Source organism: Roseburia hominis, assembly GCA_040702975.1.
GTDB lineage: Bacteria > Bacillota > Clostridia > Lachnospirales > Lachnospiraceae > Allocoprococcus > Allocoprococcus hominis_A.
In genome coordinates this window covers 2,075,191-2,096,071 of sequence record CP159990.1, presented here as the reverse complement: position 1 = coordinate 2,096,071, position 20,881 = coordinate 2,075,191, and the positions used below count along the sequence as shown (strand labels likewise).

The window sequence follows — 20,881 nt, the reverse complement described above, 5'->3', positions numbered from 1 at the left end:
TATTTCTTTCCGCACCTTATAAATCAGACTTTTCCGACCATCTTTTCTCTAAAGATCAAAGCATCCCCCGCCGATAAACTCCCGAAGTAATGAATTCTGTGGTATCCCTTCACTTCTGATCCCCACAAAATAATCCAAAAACTTCAGAAGCCGCTTCGCCTCCAGATACTCCTCACAATCCTTATCGATCCCAAAGAGAATCGGCTCCGCATATTGTTTCAGCACTGCCAGCTCATAGAGAAGCGCAGAATTGAACATCACATCCGCCTCTTCCTGATAGGGGAAAATATTGCTCTCCTCACCCCGTCTGACCGATTTCCACATCGCGATCGTTTCCTTTGCCGAGGTGCCTCTGGTCCTGGCGTCCCGCACCATGCGGCGCAGAAGCCGTCCGTCGGTGGACGGAATCCGGTTATGCTCATCGATATTAAGCTGCGTCAGAGCGCTGATATAGATCTTGAACTTATTTTCCTTTGGCAGATCCCGGGTAAGGGCGTCATTCAAACAATGGATTCCCTCGATCACCAGAATATCATTTTCCCCAAGCTGCATATAGTCGCCCTTGTATTCCCGCTTCCCGACTTTAAAATTGAACCGCGGGATCTCGACCCGTTTTCCCCCCAGCAGTTCGTTCAGATCCTGGTTAAACTGCTCCACATCCACCGCTTCCAGACACTCGTAATCCGGTTTCCCCTCTGCATCAAGCGGAGTATTCTCCCGGTTCACAAAATAATTATCTACGGCAAGCGGATGGGGATTCAGCCCATTCACCTGCAATTGCACCGAAAGCCGATGGGAAAATGTGGTCTTCCCTGAAGAAGACGGCCCCGCAATCAGTACGAATTTCTTCTGGGGCTGGCCTGCGATCTGCTCTGCTATCTGCGCGATCCGCTTCTCCTGCATCGCCTCCTGCACCAGGATCAGCTGCAATGGATCACGTCTGGCAGTCAGATCATTTAATGCTCCAACTGTCTCGATTCCCATACGGTCTCCGCCCTGTGTGGACTCCTTGAGGACCCGGAATAGTTTCTGCTTTGGTTCGAAAGGCGGTACCTCTCTCGTGGCGGACACTGCCGGCATCTGCATGACGAAGCCTTCATCATAGAGGTGAAGTTTAAAATATTTCAGATAACCGGTGGACGGCACCATATATCCATAATAATAATCTTCAAATTCATTGAGGCTGTAGATATTGACCTTGGAAACGCGGCGATAATTAAAGAGCTTTTCCTTATCCCGCATCCCATGTTTATTGAACAGCGCGATCGCCTCATCCGTGTGTATCGTCCGCTTTCCGAAAGGCATATCCTGTTCCACGATTTCCCGCATACGCTTCTCCACGCGATCGAGGAATTCCTGATCCAGAAGGACGTTTCCTTTTACCGTACAATAATATCCCCGGTCCACTGAAAAATGAATCCGGACCTGTTCCACATTGTCATGCCCCGCCGTGTCATAAACGGATTTGACCATCAGAAGACTCATACTCCGCTTATAGGTCAGGTGTCCCGCCGCGTCCGCCGTCGTCACAAAACGCAGCTTGCAGTCACAGTTCACCTGTTTGCGCAGCTCCTGGAGCCTTCCTTCCACATAAGCCAGCACGATATCATTTTCATAATCCTTCTGATACTCCTTCGCAATAGTTAAATATGAAGTCCCCTCCGGATATTCCCTGCACTGGCCGCCTATCTCTACCTGATACATTCTATCTTCCATACTTTCTGCCTCCTGACATAACCCCCCGGGATCAGCTAATCCCTATCCCGGTTCTTTTTTGTTCCTGCCCCTCAGATAAAAGTCTGACAGATTTCTCTGACCTTCACCCGATCTACGCAATCCAAAACGGGTGTCTGATGTCAGCCGTCCTCACTTCCACATGTTCAAAGTTTTCCTCGCAGAACCGTTTCATATCTGCAATAAAGATATGCTCGATTCCATAATGCCCGGCATCCATCACTGCCATGCCCTGGGCCACCGCGTCAATCCCTTCATGATGATCGATATCTCCCGTGATCAGCAAATCCGCACTCTTCCTAAGAGCCGCACCAATCACACTTTTCCCTGATCCCGGTGAAATGGCAATCCTACGCACCTTCTGATCCGGGTCGCCAAATACTTTCACATTGGGAAGGCCGAACTTCTCCTTTACAAACTCGCAGCACGCGCGAAGGCTCATCGCCTCATCTAAGTCTGCCACTCTCCCGATTCCTTCCTCATGGCAGGCCAATGCCTCGTCGTCTCCGGTATTTCCTGCATTTTCCTTCTGTTCTTTGCCGTCCCTGCACTCACCCGCAGTCTGCCTGCAGGGCCCTGGTTCCACACAGGTTACATCCAGCACCTGCGGCGCCTTCATATCCAGAATCTCTCCTGCCAGATCCGCCATTCCCATCACATCATAATTCGTATGCATCGCGTAATAGGAAATGTCATTTCGGACAAGTTTCAGGATACGCCTTCCAATAAAATGCGTGTCGTTAATCTGCTTCATCGCCTTAAATATCATCGGATGATGCGTGATCAGCATATCAGCTCCCCAGGAAGCGGCCTCCTCGATCACTTCATCGGTGGCATCGAGGGCGATATAAATGCGCGAGACTTCCTTATCGCTTCTTCCCACCTGCAATCCCACATTATCCCATTCCATGGCGTAGCGTTTCGGATATCTCTCCTCTATTTTCTTCATAATTTCCCGACAGAACATTTATGTATCTCCTCCTCTTCTGCTCCCATATTCTCCCAGAATCCGATCAATCCTTTCTATTCTATGCAGAAGCACCTCTCTTCGTTCCAGAATACGTTCCCCCTTTTGCAAGGAGAGTTCTGCGAGGATACTCTGCCCGATTTTCTTCTCCCGCTCCAGGTACTGCCGCAAAACAGGGTGTTTTTCCTGAAGAAGCAGCTTCCCGAATTCCAACTCCTCTTCCGAGTAGGGCTGTCCTTCCCCGCGCACAGCCTTCATCATAGGATAGAATTTCCTATCTTCCAGCACCATATCTTCTTTTATAATACGCCATCCGTTCTCATTCAAATACCTGCGGACCTTCGCGATCTCCGACTGGGGCTGCAGGATCAACTCTTTTAGCCTGACCGCTTTCTCCTCCTGTTCGGAAAAAATCCGTATGACAAGACCGCCGCCCATTCCGGCGGCGATCACACTGTCTGTCTCTTCTATTTTTAGGTTAGTGAGCCCGTCCGAAAGCCGTGTGCTGATCTTCTCCTCCAGCGCACACTCGCGGATATGCTCCCTGGCCCTCTCAAGCGGGCCTTTATTTACGTCCATCGCAATAGCGGAGGGCACGATGCCCCTCTCCACAAGGTAGATCGGAACATAACCGTGATCCGTTCCCACGTCCGCCAGACGCATACCCGGCGTCACCAGATCCGCCACTGCTTTCAGTCTCTTCGATAATTCCATCATATCTCTAATCCAGATAATCCCTTAATTTTCTGCTGCGGCTTGGGTGACGCAGTTTTCTGAGCGCTTTTGCCTCAATTTGGCGGATACGCTCACGGGTCACGTCAAACTCCTTGCCGACCTCTTCCAGTGTTCTTGCTCTTCCATCATTCATACCGAACCGCAGGCGGAGCACCTTCTGTTCTCTGTCCGTTAAGGTATTCAGTACCTCGTCAAGCTGTTCTTTCAGAAGCGTCTGCGCTGCTGCCTCCGCCGGCACCGGAACGTTGTCGTCCTGAATGAAATCGCCCAGATGACTGTCCTCCTCCTCGCCGATCGGCGTCTCCAGAGAAACCGGCTCCTGAGAAATCTTCAGGATCTCACGCACACGCTCCACCGGCATGTCCAATTCTTCCGCAATCTCTTCCGGCGTAGGTTCCCTTCCAAGCTCCTGCAATAATTGTCTGGACACACGAATTAATTTGTTGATCGTCTCGACCATATGCACCGGAATACGAATCGTTCTCGCCTGATCCGCAATCGCTCTGGTGATCGCTTGGCGAATCCACCATGTCGCATAGGTACTGAACTTAAATCCTTTATGATAATCGAATTTTTCAACTGCCTTGATAAGGCCTAAGTTTCCTTCCTGGATCAGATCCAGAAACAGCATCCCCCGTCCCACATACCGTTTGGCAATGCTGACTACCAGACGCAGATTGGCCTCTGCCAGCCTCTTTTTGGCGTCCTCGTCCCCGTCCGCCATCCGACGGGCAAGCTCAATCTCTTCATCCGCACTTAGGAGAGGCACTTTACCGATCTCTTTCAGATACATACGCACCGGGTCCTCGATGCTGATGCCGTCCGGCACGGACAGGTCGAGTTTCTCCATATCGACTTCGTCCTCTTCGCTCATGACCAGTTCCAGATCGTCATCATCGGGTTCTTCCGGCTCACCGCTTATGCGCAGCACATCAATATTGCTTGCTTCCAGGAACTCAAAAACCTTCTCCATCTGTTCCGGCTCCAGCTCAATATCATGGAACACTTCGTTGATCTCCTGGATCTCCAGAATGTTCTTCTTCTTCTTGGCAAGAGCTAACAGGCTTTTCAGTCTCTCGTTAAATTTTGCTACGTTCTCTTCCATGTAGTGTCCTTCCTCTCATTGCTTGTTTATATTTTATCCTTAATTAATGGAAATATGCAGTTTCTGTAAGTCCTGCAGCGCCTTCTTCGCATTCATCAGCCTCTGAAGCCCCTGAATGTCCGTCGGCGCCAATTTCCGGGTGGCATCTTCGATGCTGTAACTCTTCACGCGGATGATCGTCTCCTTGATGGCTTTCTCCTGTTCCCTCCGCGTGGACAGCTCCTTGATTCTGGTATGAAATAAAGCCGCCGCTTCCCGGTGCTCTTCCTCCTCTGTAAAATGATTCATGATCCGCGCCGGATTTACCTCTCCCGCCTGATATTGCTCAAACAGAAGCTCTGCCACCTTTCGGTACAGATCCGTGGTAAAATCCTCCGGAGTAATATAGTTGCTGATCTGTCCGAACAACTCCTCGTGATCGATCAGCCATGTGAGCAGAATCTTCTGGGACTTCATATGCCCGTCTTCCTTCGGCCCCTCCTGCTCCTTTGTCGGCCTGGGTCTGGACGCCGGAACCGCCATCTGGGTCTGCACCGCCATCTTCACCACCAGCTTTCGCAGATCCTCCTCCCGCACGCGATAAGCTCTTGCCACTGCCTCAATATAGTTGTTGCGCTCGATCTCCTCCTCGAACTCGGTCAGACGCTTTGCCGCCTCCCGCATGAATGCGGTCTTGCCCTCGGGAGAATTCATATCATAATTCTTCTCCAACATCTCCAGGCTGAACATAAATCCGTTGCGGGCCCCCGCGATTCTCTCTTCAAAGGTCGCTGCCCCCAGATTCTTGATGAATTCATCAGGGTCCTTGTAGGGCTCCATACGAATCACCCGCGCTGTGACCCCGGCGTCTTTCAGGATCGGTACCGCCCGAAGAGCGGCCCTGGTTCCCGCATCGTCGCTGTCGTAGGTCAGATACACCTCGTTCACATACCGCTTGATAAGCGCAGCATGGCCCGCCGTGAGCGCTGTTCCCAGAGACGCCACTGCATTGGTAAATCCTGCCTGATGGAGGGAGATCACATCCATATATCCCTCACAGATCAGAAAATACGGCTTTCTTGATGTTCTCGCCCTGTGAAGCCCGTAGAGATTCCGGCTCTTATCAAAGATCATCGTCTCCGGGGAGTTCAGATATTTGGGCTTTCCGTCTCCCATCACACGGCCTCCGAATCCGATCACCCGGTTATTCACATCCATGATCGGAAACATGACACGATTCCAGAATTTGTCATAAATTCCGTTCCTCTCGTCCACATTCACCAGTCCGGCTTTGATGATCATGTCATCACTGTAGCCCTTCATGCGCAGATATTTGTACAGATCATTGCTGTATTTGTTGGAATATCCCAGTCCAAAGGCCGTAATGGTCTCCTCGCTCAGCTTCCTCCCTGTCAGATAATCGTGGGCGATCCTGCCGTTTTCCGACTTGAGCTGGGCATAAAAATACTTAGCCGCCAGCTTGTTCATCTCCAGCAGTGTGCTCCTTAAGTTCGCCTTCTCTTTCTGCTCCCTGGAATACTCCTCCTTCGGAAGCTCTACCCCTGCACGATCGGCGAGGAATCTAAGGGCTTCCGTAAAAGAATAGTTCTCGTATTCCATAATGAAGGTAAATACATTCCCTCCTGCCCCGCAGCCAAAACAGTAATACATCTGCTTGTCCCGACTGACAGAAAAGGAGGGAGACTTCTCATTGTGGAAGGGACACAGTCCAAAATAAGAGCTGCCCTTTTTTTGCAGCTTCACGTATCCGGAGATCACGTCCACAATATCATTCTTTATTCTAACTTCTTCAATAATCTCGTCTGAATAATACATTATGTCTCTGCCTTTCCGGTCATACCGGATATGTAATTAAAACTCCTACATAATCTATATTCGACAAAAGTTTTTCATTTCCTTTAATTTTTCCACGCTTGTGGGATAAAAATTTCTTCAAATTTTTTTACCGCATAATTATCGGTCATTCCCGCAATATAATCGCAGACGACCTGTTCCGGCGCATCCCCCTTGAGAAGCAGCGCCTGGTACTGCTTTGGCAAAAGCTCCATATGATCCTCATAGTAAAAATACAGCCGCTCCACCATTTGCACCGCCTTGTTCTCCTCGCCTTTTGCAATGGGATTCTGGTACACGTTCTGAAACATGAATTTCCGCAGCTCGAACATCGCCTCCTCAATCTCCTTAGACATGCATATCGTCGGTTTATCCATACTATGCGTGATCACATCATGAATCAGGGTATTCAGTCTGGCCCGGGTTCCCGTCCCCAACGCATCGCGCAGATGCTTCGGAATCTCTTCCTCCGTCAGGATTCCTCCTCTGATGGCATCATCAATATCATGGTTGATATACGCGATTTTGTCAGACAGGCGGACAATCTGTCCCTCCGGCGTGGAGGGATTCCCCCTACTCTGGTGATTTAGTATCCCGTCCAGTACTTCCCAGGTAAGGTTCAGACCCTTTCCCTCTTTTTCCAGGACCTCAACCACCCGCACACTCTGTTCGTTATGCTTAAAGCCATTCTGGCAGACGCCGTTAAGCGCCCGCTCGCCTGCATGACCAAAGGGGGTATGCCCCAGGTCATGCCCCAGGCACATGGCTTCCACCAGATCCTCATTGAGCCTTAGCGCCTTCGCGATCGTCCTGGCATTCTGAGAAACCTCAAGCGTATGAGTAAGCCGGGTACGATAGTGATCGCCTTTGGGAAGAAGAAACACCTGGGTCTTCTGTTTCAGTCTCCGAAAAGCCTTACAATGCAGGATTCTGTCCCGGTCTCTTTGAAATACCGGACGGATATCGCACTGCGGCTCCGGCACCTTGCGCCCCTTCGATCTGCTGCTGAGCGTCGCGTATGGACTCAAATATTCGATTTCCCGTTGTTCAAGCTGTTCTCTGATCGTCATGCTTCTTTCCTTCTCTACATGAGAGCGTGTCGGAAGGCTTCCTTCCAAACACGCTCAAATATTTTAATTACCATGCATACTTAAAACAAAATTCGGTGGACCTTATTTGGGTTCATCTTATTCCTGTTTATCCTTTTTCAGACGTTCTTCGATGGCATTTACCACCGTCTCAAGCACCTTTACACGTGCGTAGTATTTGTCATTTCCCTCTACAACGATCCACGGTGCCTGCGGAGTGGAGGTCCGGATCAGCATCTCATTGACGGCTTCCTCGTACTGATCCCATTTCTCACGGTTTCTCCAGTCCTCATCGGTAATCTTCCACTGTTTCTCCGGATCCTCCTGACGTGCTTTAAAGCGTGCAGCCTGCTCATCTTTATCGATCTGCATCCAGAACTTCATCACGATTGTTCCGGAATTCACCAGATCCTGCTCCATATCGTTGATTTCTTTATAGGCTCTCTGCCATTCCTTCGTCGTACAGAAGCCCTCGATTCTCTCCACCATCACACGTCCATACCAGGTTCTGTCGAAGATCGAAATATGACCGGCTTTCGGCATCGCTTTCCAGAAACGCCACAGATAGTGGTGTGCCCTCTCGATATCGTTTGGGGATGCCGTCGGATTTACCACATATCCTCTCGGATCCATATGTTCAGTCAGACGCTTGATAGCCCCGCCTTTGCCGCCTGCATCCCAGCCCTCAAAGCCGAGCACCACAGAAATCCTTCTGCGGTATAATTCCCCGTGCAGACGTTCCATCTTCTTTTGCAGGCTCTTTAAGCGTTCCTTATATTCTTTCCGGCTAAGGGATTTGCTAAGATCCGCCTTGGCCAACACGGACTCCGTGAACTCTCCTCTTGTGCTGCCTGCTACTTTAACATCTTCCGGCTTTGGCTGGCGCGCTTTTTCCACTGCAACCTCCATCGCATGAATCACTGCCGCATAAATCTTCGCCGTGGCGTAACGTTTGTCCATAGCCTCCACGATTGTCCAGGGGGCATAATCCGTATCCGTCTTTTTCAGCATCTCCTCGTTGATACGCTCGTATGTTTCGAACTCTTTATTCCTCTTCATGTCGTCTTCGCTGACACGCCATGCGCTCTCCTTGGACTCCATCAGCTTCTTGAAACGCTTTTTCTGTTCCTTCTTGTCAATGACCAGGAATAATTTCACAATGACCATTCCGTCATCGGTGAGTTGTTTCTCAAAGGCGCGGATAGATTCAAAATCCTCCGGAATCTGCTCTTCCGGTGTCTTCTTATCAAAACGTTCGATCAATACCTTCCGGTACCAGCTTGTATCGTAAATGGCGATCCGTCCTTTTGCCGGCGTCTTTGTCCAGAACCGCCACATGAACGGATGCATCGTCTCTTCTTCGGATTCTTTCTTCACTGCGTGTACTTCAAATCCACGCGGATCCAGCGCCTGGATCAGTTTCCCGATCTGCAGTCCTTTCCCGGCCGCCCCGTATCCTTCAAATGCAATCATGACCGGTATCTTCAGCTCCTTACACTCCCGCTGGAGCTTTCCCAGCTTCGCTGACAGAGCTTCCATTTTCTTTTTGAACTCCTCCTTTTCCATCTTTTTTGTCAAATCAACTTTCTCTAACATGGTTTTACCTCCTGCTGTGCTTTCCCTGCTTTACTCGTTTCTTCTGGAATTCACCGGGAAACCGCAAATTCCTCACGCAATTATATATTATATTACTATATTTTCTCATAATGTGAAATAGTATTTGCAAAAATAGTGAATAATATTTTATTTTCCTCTTTAAGTTTTAATATTTAGCTATTGACATTTCCCCCCTTCTATAGTATTATTACTTTCGGACAGTTGATAGAGCTGTTGCGCGGAAGTGTCGGAACTGGCAGACGAGCAAGACTAAGGATCTTGTGATCAATGCGATCGTGTGGGTTCAAGTCCCATCTTCCGCATACGGAACCTGTATCTATGAAGATGCAGGTTTTTTTCTATTATCTTTCAAATGACTCCCGATTATGACTTGAAGAATGTCCGATTTTCCGATATAGTAATAGTAATCTAATCTTGTTTCCGAAGGTGATATGTTATGAATAGAAACACGTTTTTTAAGTTAGTCCTAAGCCCGTTCCTTCTGCTCCTGTGCAGCATCCTGTTTTTACCAACGGTGGTATCCGCTGCGACGACAGAGCCGGGAGCAGCAACCATAAATCTTTCAGCGGAGGAGCTGGCCTACTGTGAGCGGGCAGGTGAGCTGGTCATCGGCTGTCCAACCGAAAACTGTCCATTACTCTTTCAAGATGAAAAAACAGGACAGCTTAAAGGTATCACTATCGATATTCTCGACATGATTTCGGAAGCGACCGGCCTTACATTCCGCTATCAGGCGCTGCCCTCCGGAAGTATTACATACAAGGATCTGCAGACGCTTCAAGTAGATATGCTCGCAGGCGTGGAATTCAATGAGGTTAATAAGCACGCCACCGGCATTGCCCTGACAGATGCATATTTGCATGCAGAAAAAGTATTTGTATGTAGAAAAGGCGTCGTATTCCAGCCAGACAGTTCAATGACCATTGCTGTCAGCACCGGATCACAGACACTCGCGAAGACTATCCAGCAACAATATCCGAAATTTCAAATATTATTTTGTGACTCCACGGAGGATGCGTTATCCACACTGCTCTCTGGAAAAGCGGATGCTGTTCTTCAAAACCAATATACAATTGAACGAATTCTGTGCAAACCTGTCTACGAAGACCTGCAGATTGTGGCTCCGAGCCTCCATCGGCGACAGCCAGTGCCTTGCGAGCCTCGTGCCGATTGACGAAGACAAGCAAAATCTCATATCCGACGACACTGCACTTCTCTTGTCTATTTTGAATAAAGGCATCGCCAGTCTCGATCAGAGCCAGGTGTCCTTCCTTATTATCAGAGAGACGGCTGAAAATGCCTACCAATATACTGTCTGGGATATGATGTACCGCTATCGCTCTGACATGGTCATTTTGCTCATCTGTATACTGATGATTCTTTATCTGCTCATCAGAAACCGGCGTCTGCGCCTGAAACGCTCTGAGCAAATCGCGGCCCAGAAACGCGCAAAAGAGCTGGCCGTCATTAACGAACATATGAAGGAGCAACAGCTTCTTCTCATGGATGCTCTGAAGCATGCGGAGGAGGGAAACCGCGCAAAGTCCTCCTTCCTGTTCAACATGTCACATGACATCCGTACCCCCATGAATGCGATTTTAGGCTTTGCAGAAATCGCCCAGCGCAGCAAGGACAACACCGCCAAACTGACAGACTGCCTTGAAAAAATTCAGGTTTCCGGAAATCACCTGCTGCAGCTGATCAATGATGTTCTGGAAATGTCAAAAATCGAAAATGGAAAGGCCTCTCTGACGGAGGATTGCTGCAATCTCGAAGACTGCGTCAAAAAGGCACCTGATATTTTGCAGACCGATATGGACCAAAAACATCTGATATTGAAAACTGATACGTCAACCGTAATAAATAAATGGGTTTACTGTGATATTCTCCGTATGAACCAGATTTTGTTCAATCTCTTAAGCAATGCAGTGAAGTTCAGCCGACCGGGCGGCTGTATTCTGCTCACACTAAGTCAGCAGCCCTGCGCCATTCAGGAATATGCCGCTTATGAGATTCGTGTGAAGGATACCGGTATTGGAATGTCACCGGAATTTCTGACCCGCATTTTCGAGCCATTCGAGCGGGAACATACTTCTACCATAAGCCAGACACAGGGCACCGGCCTTGGCATGACCATTACGAAAAACCTCGTTGATCTGATGGGCGGCACCATCCGGGTATTGAGTGAACCCGATAAGGGAACTGAATTTATTCTGCAATTCACCTTCAAGTTGCAGGAGCAGGCACAAAAACCGGAAGAACAGCCCATGGCTGATACTATGCCCACCTATGATTTTACCGGCAAACGGCTGCTTCTGGTCGAGGACAACGAACTGAATATGGAAATTGCCCAGGAGCTTCTCTGTGAAGCAGGTTTTCTGGTAGAGACAGCCCAGAATGGACAAGTCGCCGTGGAAATGGTCCAAAACTCTGCAGCCGGATATTATGACGCCATTCTGATGGATATCCAGATGCCGGTGATGAATGGCTATCAGGCTTCCCGGGCGATCCGCAATCTTGAGAACAAAAGCCTGGCAGATATTCCAATCATTGCGCTGACGGCAAACGCTTTTGACGAAGACAAGAAGGAAGCTCTGGCAAATGGCATGAATGCCCACATCGGCAAGCCGATCGATGTCGGAATTCTGTATGAAACACTGGAAAATGTACTGAAAAATAATGATACCGGAGGAAGGGGGTAAACTTTTCCTCCGGTATCATTTGTTTTGTATGTTTAGATTTAAGTTTTTTGCTGCTATCATCACCTTAATCACGCATTTACAAAATCAAACAAAATCATTTGTTCAACTTTAAGCGATTTTAGTTTGCATTCTGGTTCCTTCTTCATTTACATTCCACTATCCTACTTTAATTTTACTGCCTCAAGCCTGTTCTTGCTACCTCCGTTATTTACATTCCACTATGGTTCTACTTCAACGAACAGCGACGGAACCGTGGCAACGTGGGGGAACAAATTTACATTCCACTATGGTTCTACTTCAACATACACGAGGCCGTCTCGAAAGTGCCGGGACGGCATTTACATTCCACTATGGTTCTACTTCAACGAATCTACTTCTCGAATGCTGTTCACTCTTTTCTCATTTACATTCCACTATGGTTCTACTTCAACGACAACAGAGGCACAGAGAACCGGGTGCAGCATGTGATTTACATTCCACTATGGTTCTACTTCAACGATGCCGTTTACACCGGAATACTTCCTGGAATTTTATTTACATTCCACTATGGTTCTACTTCAACGGATATGACTCCCCTGAAAAATGATTATTACTACAATTTACATTCCACTATGGTTCTACTTCAACCGGATTCGTGTTCCATCGTATGACCCTCCGAACATATTTACATTCCACTATGGTTCTACTTCAACGAACTCCCTGTTTCTCTTGACGTCGCTCTCGTAGTCATTTACATTCCACTATGGTTCTACTTCAACTGAGTACCGCATAAGGGTTAACACTATTTATCCCATTTACATTCCACTATGGTTCTACTTCAACTGAATCCGCCTTCTGTGCCGCATTTCAGTATTAGCATTTACATTCCACTATGGTTCTACTTCAACCTTCTGCGATCAGTTCTTCCATCCCGCTTTCTGTCATTTACATTCCACTATGGTTCTACTTCAACGCAGAGCGTTCGTCAAGTGCGTCGCCATAAACACATTTACATTCCACTATGGTTCTACTTCAACAGGGGAGACATCATTGATGTGGAGGAATTCTACGAATTTACATTCCACTATGGTTCTACTTCAACAAAAAGGCTCAGAAGGCAAGGGAAGAGAATATTAAATTTACATTCCACTATGGTTCTACTTCAACAGCAGCCAGTCACAGTCATAGTTATCTTCCGCTCTCATTTACATTCCACTATGGTTCTACTTCAACCAACGACTACTACGAACTCTCCCTCGCACAGCTTAATTTACATTCCACTATGGTTCTACTTCAACCAACGACTACTACGAACTCTCCCTCGCACAGCTTAATTTACATTCCACTATGGTTCTACTTCAACGGAACTGATCTGAGACCTTCACAAACCCCAGTGTTCATTTACATTCCACTATGGTTCTACTTCAACGCGATACGGGTACCGGGATATAAGTTCGTTAAGGAGATTTACATTCCACTATGGTTCTACTTCAACAAATTCAGACAATTGTTGGCACGGTTGAAGAATACACATTTACATTCCACTATGGTTCTACTTCAACGGGGTTCCGTTCTCCGAAAGCGATTTGCGAGTTCTCATTTACATTCCACTATGGTTCTACTTCAACGGAAAACGGATTAAAAAGGCTTTCTGACAGGCTGCATTTACATTCCACTATGGTTCTACTTCAACACAAATGACCTGCTTCCCAGCTCCCTAACCTTTACGGAATTTACATTCCACTATGGTTCTACTTCAACTTTCTCGGCTGTCCGCCTTTTGCCTTGCTGTGGCATTTACATTCCACTATGGTTCTACTTCAACAGATGCAAAGAGCTCCCCGAGGGCGATACGGGTACATTTACATTCCACTATGGTTCTACTTCAACCTTCACAAAGCTTTTGAAAACAGGAAAGTTAATAATTTACATTCCACTATGGTTCTACTTCAACCCATACTCGTCCATCACTGCTGTCATCGCATCCGTATTTACATTCCACTATGGTTCTACTTCAACGTATTTCCTGCCTGCGATCCTTTCACACTGGCATATTTACATTCCACTATGGTTCTACTTCAACTGTTTCTCGGCTGTCCGCCTTTTGCCTTGCTGTGGCATTTACATTCCACTATGGTTCTACTTCAACGATGATCGCGTGCCGCACTGTTTTATTCTTTTCAGTATTTACATTCCACTATGGTTCTACTTCAACTTTTCTACTTTCCTGCTGCCCCTTTCTCCATACAGATTTACATTCCACTATGGTTCTACTTCAACAAAGTACTAAATGCAAACTTTAAAGTATATGGAGAGAATTTACATTCCACTATGGTTCTACTTCAACAGCGACGTGGGAATCTCTTGTCGACAACAATGTGATTTACATTCCACTATGGTTCTACTTCAACGGAAATGTCGTGTTCGAACAACGCAGTAATGGAAACATTTACATTCCACTATGGTTCTACTTCAACGAATCTCGGGAAAGTCAGTTCCAAACGGTACGAATTCATTTACATTCCACTATGGTTCTACTTCAACGCCGCTAAAGTATACGGGCTGTGTGGCAGATCCAGATTTACATTCCACTATGGTTCTACTTCAACTCTTGCCTAAATTGGCTCTAGCCTCAGTGTTTACATTTACATTCCACTATGGTTCTACTTCAACACAATCCTGAACCGTTTATCATTCAGGTAAATCAATTTACATTCCACTATGGTTCTACTTCAACTAGTAATCCAAATTTTGCCAATTACGCCATCTTGCATTTACATTCCACTATGGTTCTACTTCAACGGTGCCCTCGCATCGCAGGCGTTCCTCCTCATTCTCATTTACATTCCACTATGGTTCTACTTCAACGGAGACCAGACGGGGTGTGAATGGGCGATTATCAACATTTACATTCCACTATGGTTCTACTTCAACTGGAGGAAAAGCTGGAGAGAATCCTGGACAAATAATTTACATTCCACTATGGTTCTACTTCAACCGATGGCAGACAACCTTGACACGCCGTTTAAGAGACATTTACATTCCACTATGGTTCTACTTCAACAAGGCGAATCCGGAATATTCCGACGTGCTTGATTAATTTACATTCCACTATGGTTCTACTTCAACCTCATTGTATTGCATGCAATGGTGATACACTTCCAAATTTACATTCCACTATGGTTCTACTTCAACGCGTCCAGTTGATCACGGAAATACTTGGCTGATGTCATTTACATTCCACTATGGTTCTACTTCAACAGTACAAGGAACAAGTGCATTTTAATGAGGAGAGAATTTACATTCCACTATGGTTCTACTTCAACCAAAGCGGACGTAAATGGAGAATTGCATACAACAGATTTACATTCCACTATGGTTCTACTTCAACACAACCAGGAAAAGAGGTTTTTATGAATTCAAAAATTTACATTCCACTATGGTTCTACTTCAACTGCTCAGGTCGATTTCTACCTCCGGTTTGTTTTTGATTTACATTCCACTATGGTTCTACTTCAACGCTGACGCACTGCCCTTCCTTATGACCGCAGTCACATTTACATTCCACTATGGTTCTACTTCAACCAATACCGCTTCCGCTTTCTTCTTTTGTATCACCATTTACATTCCACTATGGTTCTACTTCAACCAAGACCGCAGCGCATATGAGATTGAAAATGTAAATTTACATTCCACTATGGTTCTACTTCAACTGCCACCGCACTAATCTCCGTAGTTGTTGCAGGGAATTTACATTCCACTATGGTTCTACTTCAACTGGAGGAATTCTACGATGGTAAATATGGTGCTCCATTTACATTCCACTATGGTTCTACTTCAACTGGAAAAGAAGTGCGAGCTCTTGAATATATGCATATTTACATTCCACTATGGTTCTACTTCAACAGAACAAGAGGCTGATCGAGAAAAAAGAGGAAGAATATTTACATTCCACTATGGTTCTACTTCAACGGGCTGAAAATGCCGTTTATAGCGGTTTACAAACATCATTTACATTCCACTATGGTTCTACTTCAACAGGACTTGCTGAGATTGGCATTGGACATGGACAAAATTTACATTCCACTATGGTTCTACTTCAACTCAGATAGTCCGCCCGCGCGGTATATCACATAAAAATTTACATTCCACTATGGTTCTACTTCAACTTATAAACATGCTCTCTAAGGCAGCCACTTATGTATTTACATTCCACTATGGTTCTACTTCAACCAAATGGTCATTAACATCATGCTCTCTGTCAATCATTTACATTCCACTATGGTTCTACTTCAACCATATTCGCGGATAATGTTTACCTTACTCCTTCCGGGATTTACATTCCACTATGGTTCTACTTCAACATTCTTCACCTCCGAACAATGTCGGCTCTTTCGGCATTTACATTCCACTATGGTTCTACTTCAACGGTAACCCTCAGTGAGAGTTAGCTTGACTTTTATGTTATTTACATTCCACTATGGTTCTACTTCAACGCATCGCGGGAAGGAAGGATATAAATGTCTAAGTTAATTTACATTCCACTATGGTTCTACTTCAACAAAAGGCGATTTCTATTGCTACGAGGTCAAGTCATATTTACATTCCACTATGGTTCTACTTCAACTGTACCGAATGTTATTAATTGGTTGGCTCCGAGCAACATTTACATTCCACTATGGTTCTACTTCAACCCGTAAACTTATACCTCCCGCAGTTCCTACAATTCCTCCCCACATTCTGTCTACCCAGCTTTTCTCCCTATCTTTTTCCCATTCCCTCCCCCCATTTTTCACCTTTTTCCCAAACACACCCCCATTTTTCCTCTCTTTGTCGACCTCCCAGCATTTTGACCATATGTCAGGTCGACAATCACAGAAAATTACTTGTCTTGTCTTCCTGAATACCCCACATTTCTTTCGGAATCCACCGTTCATTCCTGCTTTTAAATACAATAAGTGAATCCCTATCCTCCCTGATGATCGGCTTAAGCTCCATCTTCAATTTCAACAATTGCGCTTCTGACACCTCACCTTCAAAAACTGAATTCTGTATGTGTGTCAAATATTTCTTACAAATCTTAAATGTTTTCGTCAATGCCTTTGCGCCACCTTCATCACTTTTTATATCATACACCAATATTACATACATCTCAATTCCTTTCTACCACCATATCTTAAATGGTTCATACTCTTTTTCTCCCAGCAAATGCTTTACCAGCTTATAACATTCCAGCTTCATCAAATATTGATAAGAAACGGTTTTATTCAAATCTTTATGTTTAATAGTAGTCTGCATTTTAGCATCAAGTTCTGCCACAATTGTTTTCGATGCTTCCTTTGTCAAATGCAGATAATTCAGTCCTTTTGTAAAACTTTTCTGCGTAATCTGATTACGATTTAACAACGAAAAAATCAATCTGTCTCCCAAAATAGGCTTAAATATTTCCGCGAGATCTAAACTTAAAGAAAATCTCCTGTCTCCCGGTTCGTGCAAATAGCTGATAGTAGGATTTAACTGCGTTTGATAGATTTCTCCCAGAACCTTTGTGTAGATCAATGTATTTACAAAGGAAATCAATGTATTTATCATATTATCCGGCGGATTTTTTACCCTCTTTTCAAACTCTATTTCCTGATCGATAATCGTAGGCCACGCATTATAATAGGTCTTTCGAATATTACCTTCATATCCCATCAATTCCTGAATACTTTGCGCTCTCGGAATCTGCCATCTCAAGTCCTCAATCAAATCCATATGTACCTGGACATTTTTTCCTCGCCCGTTATAGTAACGCAGGTTCCGATAAATATTATAAGACGCTCCCTCCACAAATGCTTTCGCAATCTTCAACCTTTTTTCACTATCCGAATAATGATCGACCTGATGGACAAGCAGATTTCCGGAAACCAATTGCTCTCTGGGATAAAAACTTCCCGTATAAAAACTATAATAATTAAAGAAATGTACCGGTATTCCATTTTGCGCTAAAATATTAATAAGACTGGAATTAAAAGACATTTCCGACATTACATAAATATCCCCTACACGTTCAATCGGCAAATCCTTTTTCTCATCATATTCATTAGTAAAAGTAATCGTGTTATCCTTTCTCCTCAAAGAACCATTGTTATAAATATAATAACTTCTTTTCATCCATTATTCCCCCTATGATCATCCTGTCAAATACAATGCGAATACTGCCGGGACGGTTTATAATAGCCAGCATCATCCCTTTTGTCATACTGCTAAATAAAACACCAATCGAAAGCACTTTGGGCATTATCAATAAAGCCCCTTATTGCCATACTGCTAAATGAAACACAAATCATAATACGCACATGCCTTGCATATATTTTTCTTATGCAGCTTCGGCGGAACCTCCCTATCCACAATTGTTTCTATTTCTTCTAAAACTGCTTCTATTTCCATAACATCTTGTTCGGATAATTCCACCTCGACCGTCTTTTTGAGCAGGGGATAATCTATTTTTGCTTTGATTCCTGATACATTTTTCTTTTGAAGATAATACAAATAATATTTCACCTGCAAAATACTTGCTTCTTCTATTTTTTTGCTCTTTTTTATCTCATGAAGAATTCCCTGTGAACGAATAAAATCGATATTGATTATATTATCAATATTAATATGTTTATCGTCACGTTTATACGTTTCTTCATCCAGTATCTTTCCAATCTGTACATTTTCATTGCCCTGCTCCATCTGTATTTCATGATAAAAATACCATAGTTTTCTCGGACATACTTTATAGTAATAAATCATAACTCCTGTAATTTCTTTTTTCATCAGCAGCTCCTTCCCACCAAACGCCCCTCATCTTTACTTACCGTATTTATATGAAATTTGGCTCCCGCACCACATTTTCATAGTCCATTTTCCTATATCCCAGTTCATCATAAGAACATTCCATGACCGGAAGTTTTTCATACTTTCCTAATTGAACTACCGGATATGCTTCTGCATTTCCTTTCCTTACCGCTCCACAGTATCGCATCCACTGATAATACGGAACATTGACCGAATACTTCTTAATCTCTTCTTTCGCCTTCATTTTCTGGAGCGCACTGCTTTTTTCGTCCTCAATTACACTTGCGAACTGCCAAATCTCGTCCTTCCTTTCCTCAAAAACAGGACTCGGAATAATATCCTCCGACAAAATATTTCGTAAATGATTATCATCTCTGGTGTACTGATATGGAGTAATTCCCTCAATCCATTCCAAAGTTCTTTTATACCCCTTCTCTCCCCTGTAATATTCACTCTCTTTCAAGTTCTCCATAGTCAGATAATCGTCCAGAAGTTTCATCTTTTGCTTTTCCGATAATAGACCATCTACCGTTTTCATCGCCTGTCTGGAAACCTCAAATATAGTTCCATCAATAAAACCGCCGCTGTCCGTGAGCATTTGCTTATCTATTTCCAGATAAACAAAGCAATTCGGTTCCGATACATCCTTTTTGCCCTTGCGATTACATCTTCCGAATCTTTGAAATAAAGAGTTCAAATCCTGCAATTCTGTAAACAAATAATCAAAATCAATATCCAGACTTGCCTCTACGATCGAAGTTGATATCCAGATTCCTGACTGTTTGTCCAACATTCCACTCTCATCATATGTTTTTCCGAACGCAATGATTTCCCTTTCCTTCCCTGCCCTTTCCTCCCGCGTAAATCGGCTATGCAGAATATGCAGTTCTTCCGGACTCGCCATTTTATCCTGCAATTCTTCAAATAATTCCTGTGCCTTTCGAATCGTATTACACACCACCAAAATTTTATTCATTTTGTTTTCTTCCCGATTTTGGCAGTACAATTCAAAAATATCCTCACTATTCATCTTACAATTACTTGTTTTCACATGATGCCTTACCAGAGCATTCGTAAAAATGCGGATATTTTCCTCCTGGAACGGTATTTCCCGTATAAGCAGTTCTTTGATAAACGGAGACAAAGTAGCTGTCATAACTGCAACTTTTCCTCCCAACTGTGTGATTCTTTTTAATCCATAGATCAAATATGCCAGCAGCTCCGGATCATACATCTGAATCTCATCAACAACAATCCGCGAGTAAGACAATATCGTCAATTTTAGTTCCGATCCCTGATATCTAAATACAAAATCAAACAACTGATCCATTGTAGAAATATTCAGCGGTATCGAGAACCGCTTTCCCCGATTCTCGTATTCTACCAGATCCATCTCCTCTTGATCCAAACGTTTTGAATAGTATTCCAGTGATTCCGAATGTAAAATAGAAAGCCTGGTATCCAGCTCTTCCCCCTGCAAAATATCCTTTCTGATTCTGTCATAAATTGCATTGATGGCCGTTCGTAATGGTAGAACAAAATATCCCTTCTGATTTCCAATCCATTGAAGTCCAGCTTCCGTCTTCCCCATCCCGGTCTGCGCAACCACAATTATATTTTCATTTCGCTTACTCATGCAGAATTTCTGCATTTCATTCCAGTCACTATTTTGATTTTGCCCTCTCCACTTGATTCTTACATTCTCCAGCGCATCCTCCAGAAAATCGTTCGGATACTCAGCAACATAATTGCCGCTGGCACTATAATCACAAATATGCAGAAATCCTTTAATTTTAATAGCCTGATCATCAAAAATCATTCTCTGCATCATATTCGCGGCTTTCCTTTTTATTGGAAACATCCTAAAGTCTTTCAACAATTTTTGAATCAGCTCTTTTTTTGCCACAATAATCTCATAAGGATTTCCATAATCATGATGATACATAATAGCGAACAATACCCTGTAAAAATCTGCTTCTTCTTCAAATTCATCACGATTAAGCATAAAACCCGACAAAACGTTATGCGGCACTTCTTTTTCCTGGTTGAACTTTTTCTTCTTGTCACTTCGGACTCGAAGCTGAAACTCGGGATTTGCCTTTCCGTCATCGTGATGTTCACACGCTTTTTCAACAAGGCGATACAATGCCCTATCCTCTATATATCCATATTCTCCTAATTTACGCAATACGCACAATAATCTGTCTGCGTGTTCCCCTATTGTCTGTTCGGGTTTTGCATAATAATCTCGTATTTCCATACAAACTCCTTTTGAAAAAGCAACAGCTTTGCA

General features: G+C 44.7%; 13 protein-coding genes, 1 tRNA gene and 1 CRISPR repeat array. Of the genes, 3 read left to right on the top strand and 11 right to left on the bottom strand.

The features are described from left to right. Positions 1 to 48: 48 nt before the first annotated feature. The 7 genes from ABXS75_09755 to pap form a co-directional block, all read right to left on the bottom strand. Positions 49 to 1,716: a nucleoside kinase gene (locus tag ABXS75_09755; protein XCP87045.1), complete on the bottom strand. Its 1,668-nt coding sequence runs from the start codon at positions 1,714 to 1,716 to the stop codon at positions 49 to 51. 112 nt (positions 1,717 to 1,828) lie between these two features. After that, positions 1,829 to 2,701 carry a Nif3-like dinuclear metal center hexameric protein gene (locus ABXS75_09750; GenBank protein XCP87044.1) on the bottom strand — a complete coding sequence of 291 codons (873 nt, stop codon included), beginning with the start codon at positions 2,699 to 2,701 and terminating at the stop codon, positions 1,829 to 1,831. Then, positions 2,702 to 3,418, bottom strand: a complete 717-nt coding sequence (locus ABXS75_09745) for a class I SAM-dependent methyltransferase (GenBank protein ID XCP87043.1) — start codon at positions 3,416 to 3,418, stop codon at positions 2,702 to 2,704. It lies immediately after the preceding gene. A gap of 4 nt (positions 3,419 to 3,422) precedes the next feature. Beyond that, entirely contained in the window at positions 3,423 to 4,541 is a 1,119-nt protein-coding gene (gene rpoD / locus ABXS75_09740) for an RNA polymerase sigma factor RpoD (GenBank protein XCP87042.1), read from the bottom strand. A 39-nt stretch (positions 4,542 to 4,580) separates the two neighbouring features. Further along, positions 4,581 to 6,356 (bottom strand): DNA primase, encoded by a 1,776-nt coding sequence (gene dnaG, locus ABXS75_09735; GenBank protein ID XCP87041.1) that lies wholly within the window; start codon positions 6,354 to 6,356, stop codon positions 4,581 to 4,583. Between the two features lie 83 nt (positions 6,357 to 6,439). Next, positions 6,440 to 7,444 carry a deoxyguanosinetriphosphate triphosphohydrolase gene (locus tag ABXS75_09730; GenBank protein XCP87040.1) on the bottom strand — a complete coding sequence of 335 codons (1,005 nt, stop codon included), beginning with the start codon at positions 7,442 to 7,444 and terminating at the stop codon, positions 6,440 to 6,442. 117 nt (positions 7,445 to 7,561) lie between these two features. Next, complete coding sequence (gene pap, locus ABXS75_09725; protein ID XCP87039.1) at positions 7,562 to 9,058, bottom strand: polyphosphate:AMP phosphotransferase; 1,497 nt, start codon at positions 9,056 to 9,058, stop codon at positions 7,562 to 7,564. A 238-nt stretch (positions 9,059 to 9,296) separates the two neighbouring features. Here pap and ABXS75_09720 point away from each other — a divergent pair. The 3 genes from ABXS75_09720 (at position 9,297) to ABXS75_09710 (ending at position 11,781) form a co-directional block, all read left to right on the top strand. Further along, positions 9,297 to 9,381: transfer RNA gene (locus tag ABXS75_09720), tRNA-Leu, on the top strand. Positions 9,382 to 9,515: 134 nt separating this feature from the next. Then, positions 9,516 to 10,253: a transporter substrate-binding domain-containing protein gene (locus ABXS75_09715; protein ID XCP87038.1), complete on the top strand. Its 738-nt coding sequence runs from the start codon at positions 9,516 to 9,518 to the stop codon at positions 10,251 to 10,253. After that, positions 10,195 to 11,781, top strand: coding sequence for an ATP-binding protein (locus ABXS75_09710; GenBank protein XCP87037.1), 1,587 nt, complete (start codon positions 10,195 to 10,197; stop codon positions 11,779 to 11,781). Before ABXS75_09715 ends, ABXS75_09710 begins: the two co-directional genes overlap by 59 nt. Positions 11,782 to 11,925: 144 nt before the next feature. Then, positions 11,926 to 16,454: a CRISPR direct-repeat array (repeat unit 30 nt; unit sequence ATTTACATTCCACTATGGTTCTACTTCAAC). Positions 16,455 to 16,632: 178 nt separating this feature from the next. Here the strand turns inward: ABXS75_09710 and cas2 are convergent. From cas2 to cas3, 4 genes are all read right to left on the bottom strand, one after another. Then, positions 16,633 to 16,911 (bottom strand): CRISPR-associated endonuclease Cas2, encoded by a 279-nt coding sequence (cas2, locus tag ABXS75_09705; GenBank protein ID XCP87036.1) that lies wholly within the window; start codon positions 16,909 to 16,911, stop codon positions 16,633 to 16,635. A 12-nt stretch (positions 16,912 to 16,923) separates the two neighbouring features. Then, complete coding sequence (cas1b, locus tag ABXS75_09700) at positions 16,924 to 17,916, bottom strand: type I-B CRISPR-associated endonuclease Cas1b (protein XCP87035.1); 993 nt, start codon at positions 17,914 to 17,916, stop codon at positions 16,924 to 16,926. 156 nt (positions 17,917 to 18,072) lie between these two features. Continuing rightward, a complete protein-coding gene (gene cas4 / locus ABXS75_09695; GenBank protein XCP87034.1) occupies positions 18,073 to 18,567 on the bottom strand; it encodes a CRISPR-associated protein Cas4 in 495 nt (164 codons plus the stop codon). Positions 18,568 to 18,613: 46 nt separating this feature from the next. After that, a complete protein-coding gene (cas3, locus tag ABXS75_09690) occupies positions 18,614 to 20,848 on the bottom strand; it encodes a CRISPR-associated helicase Cas3' (GenBank protein ID XCP87033.1) in 2,235 nt (744 codons plus the stop codon). Positions 20,849 to 20,881: the final 33 nt, after the last annotated feature.

What these genes read in the sequence shown, in the direction of transcription:
- rpoD (XCP87042.1), bottom strand. Translation starts at nt 4,541, where the DNA reads ATGGAAGAGAACGTAGCAAAATTTAACGAGAGACTGAAAAGCCTGTTA.
- cas3 (XCP87033.1), bottom strand. Translation starts at nt 20,848, where the DNA reads ATGGAAATACGAGATTATTATGCAAAACCCGAACAGACAATAGGGGAA.
- ABXS75_09730 (XCP87040.1), bottom strand. Translation starts at nt 7,444, where the DNA reads ATGACGATCAGAGAACAGCTTGAACAACGGGAAATCGAATATTTGAGT.
- pap (XCP87039.1), bottom strand. Translation starts at nt 9,058, where the DNA reads ATGTTAGAGAAAGTTGATTTGACAAAAAAGATGGAAAAGGAGGAGTTC.
- cas1b (XCP87035.1), bottom strand. Translation starts at nt 17,916, where the DNA reads ATGAAAAGAAGTTATTATATTTATAACAATGGTTCTTTGAGGAGAAAG.
- ABXS75_09750 (XCP87044.1), bottom strand. Translation starts at nt 2,701, where the DNA reads ATGTTCTGTCGGGAAATTATGAAGAAAATAGAGGAGAGATATCCGAAA.
- ABXS75_09715 (XCP87038.1), top strand. Translation starts at nt 9,516, where the DNA reads ATGAATAGAAACACGTTTTTTAAGTTAGTCCTAAGCCCGTTCCTTCTG.
- cas4 (XCP87034.1), bottom strand. Translation starts at nt 18,567, where the DNA reads ATGAAAAAAGAAATTACAGGAGTTATGATTTATTACTATAAAGTATGT.
- cas2 (XCP87036.1), bottom strand. Translation starts at nt 16,911, where the DNA reads ATGTATGTAATATTGGTGTATGATATAAAAAGTGATGAAGGTGGCGCA.
- ABXS75_09745 (XCP87043.1), bottom strand. Translation starts at nt 3,418, where the DNA reads ATGATGGAATTATCGAAGAGACTGAAAGCAGTGGCGGATCTGGTGACG.
- ABXS75_09755 (XCP87045.1), bottom strand. Translation starts at nt 1,716, where the DNA reads ATGGAAGATAGAATGTATCAGGTAGAGATAGGCGGCCAGTGCAGGGAA.
- dnaG (XCP87041.1), bottom strand. Translation starts at nt 6,356, where the DNA reads ATGTATTATTCAGACGAGATTATTGAAGAAGTTAGAATAAAGAATGAT.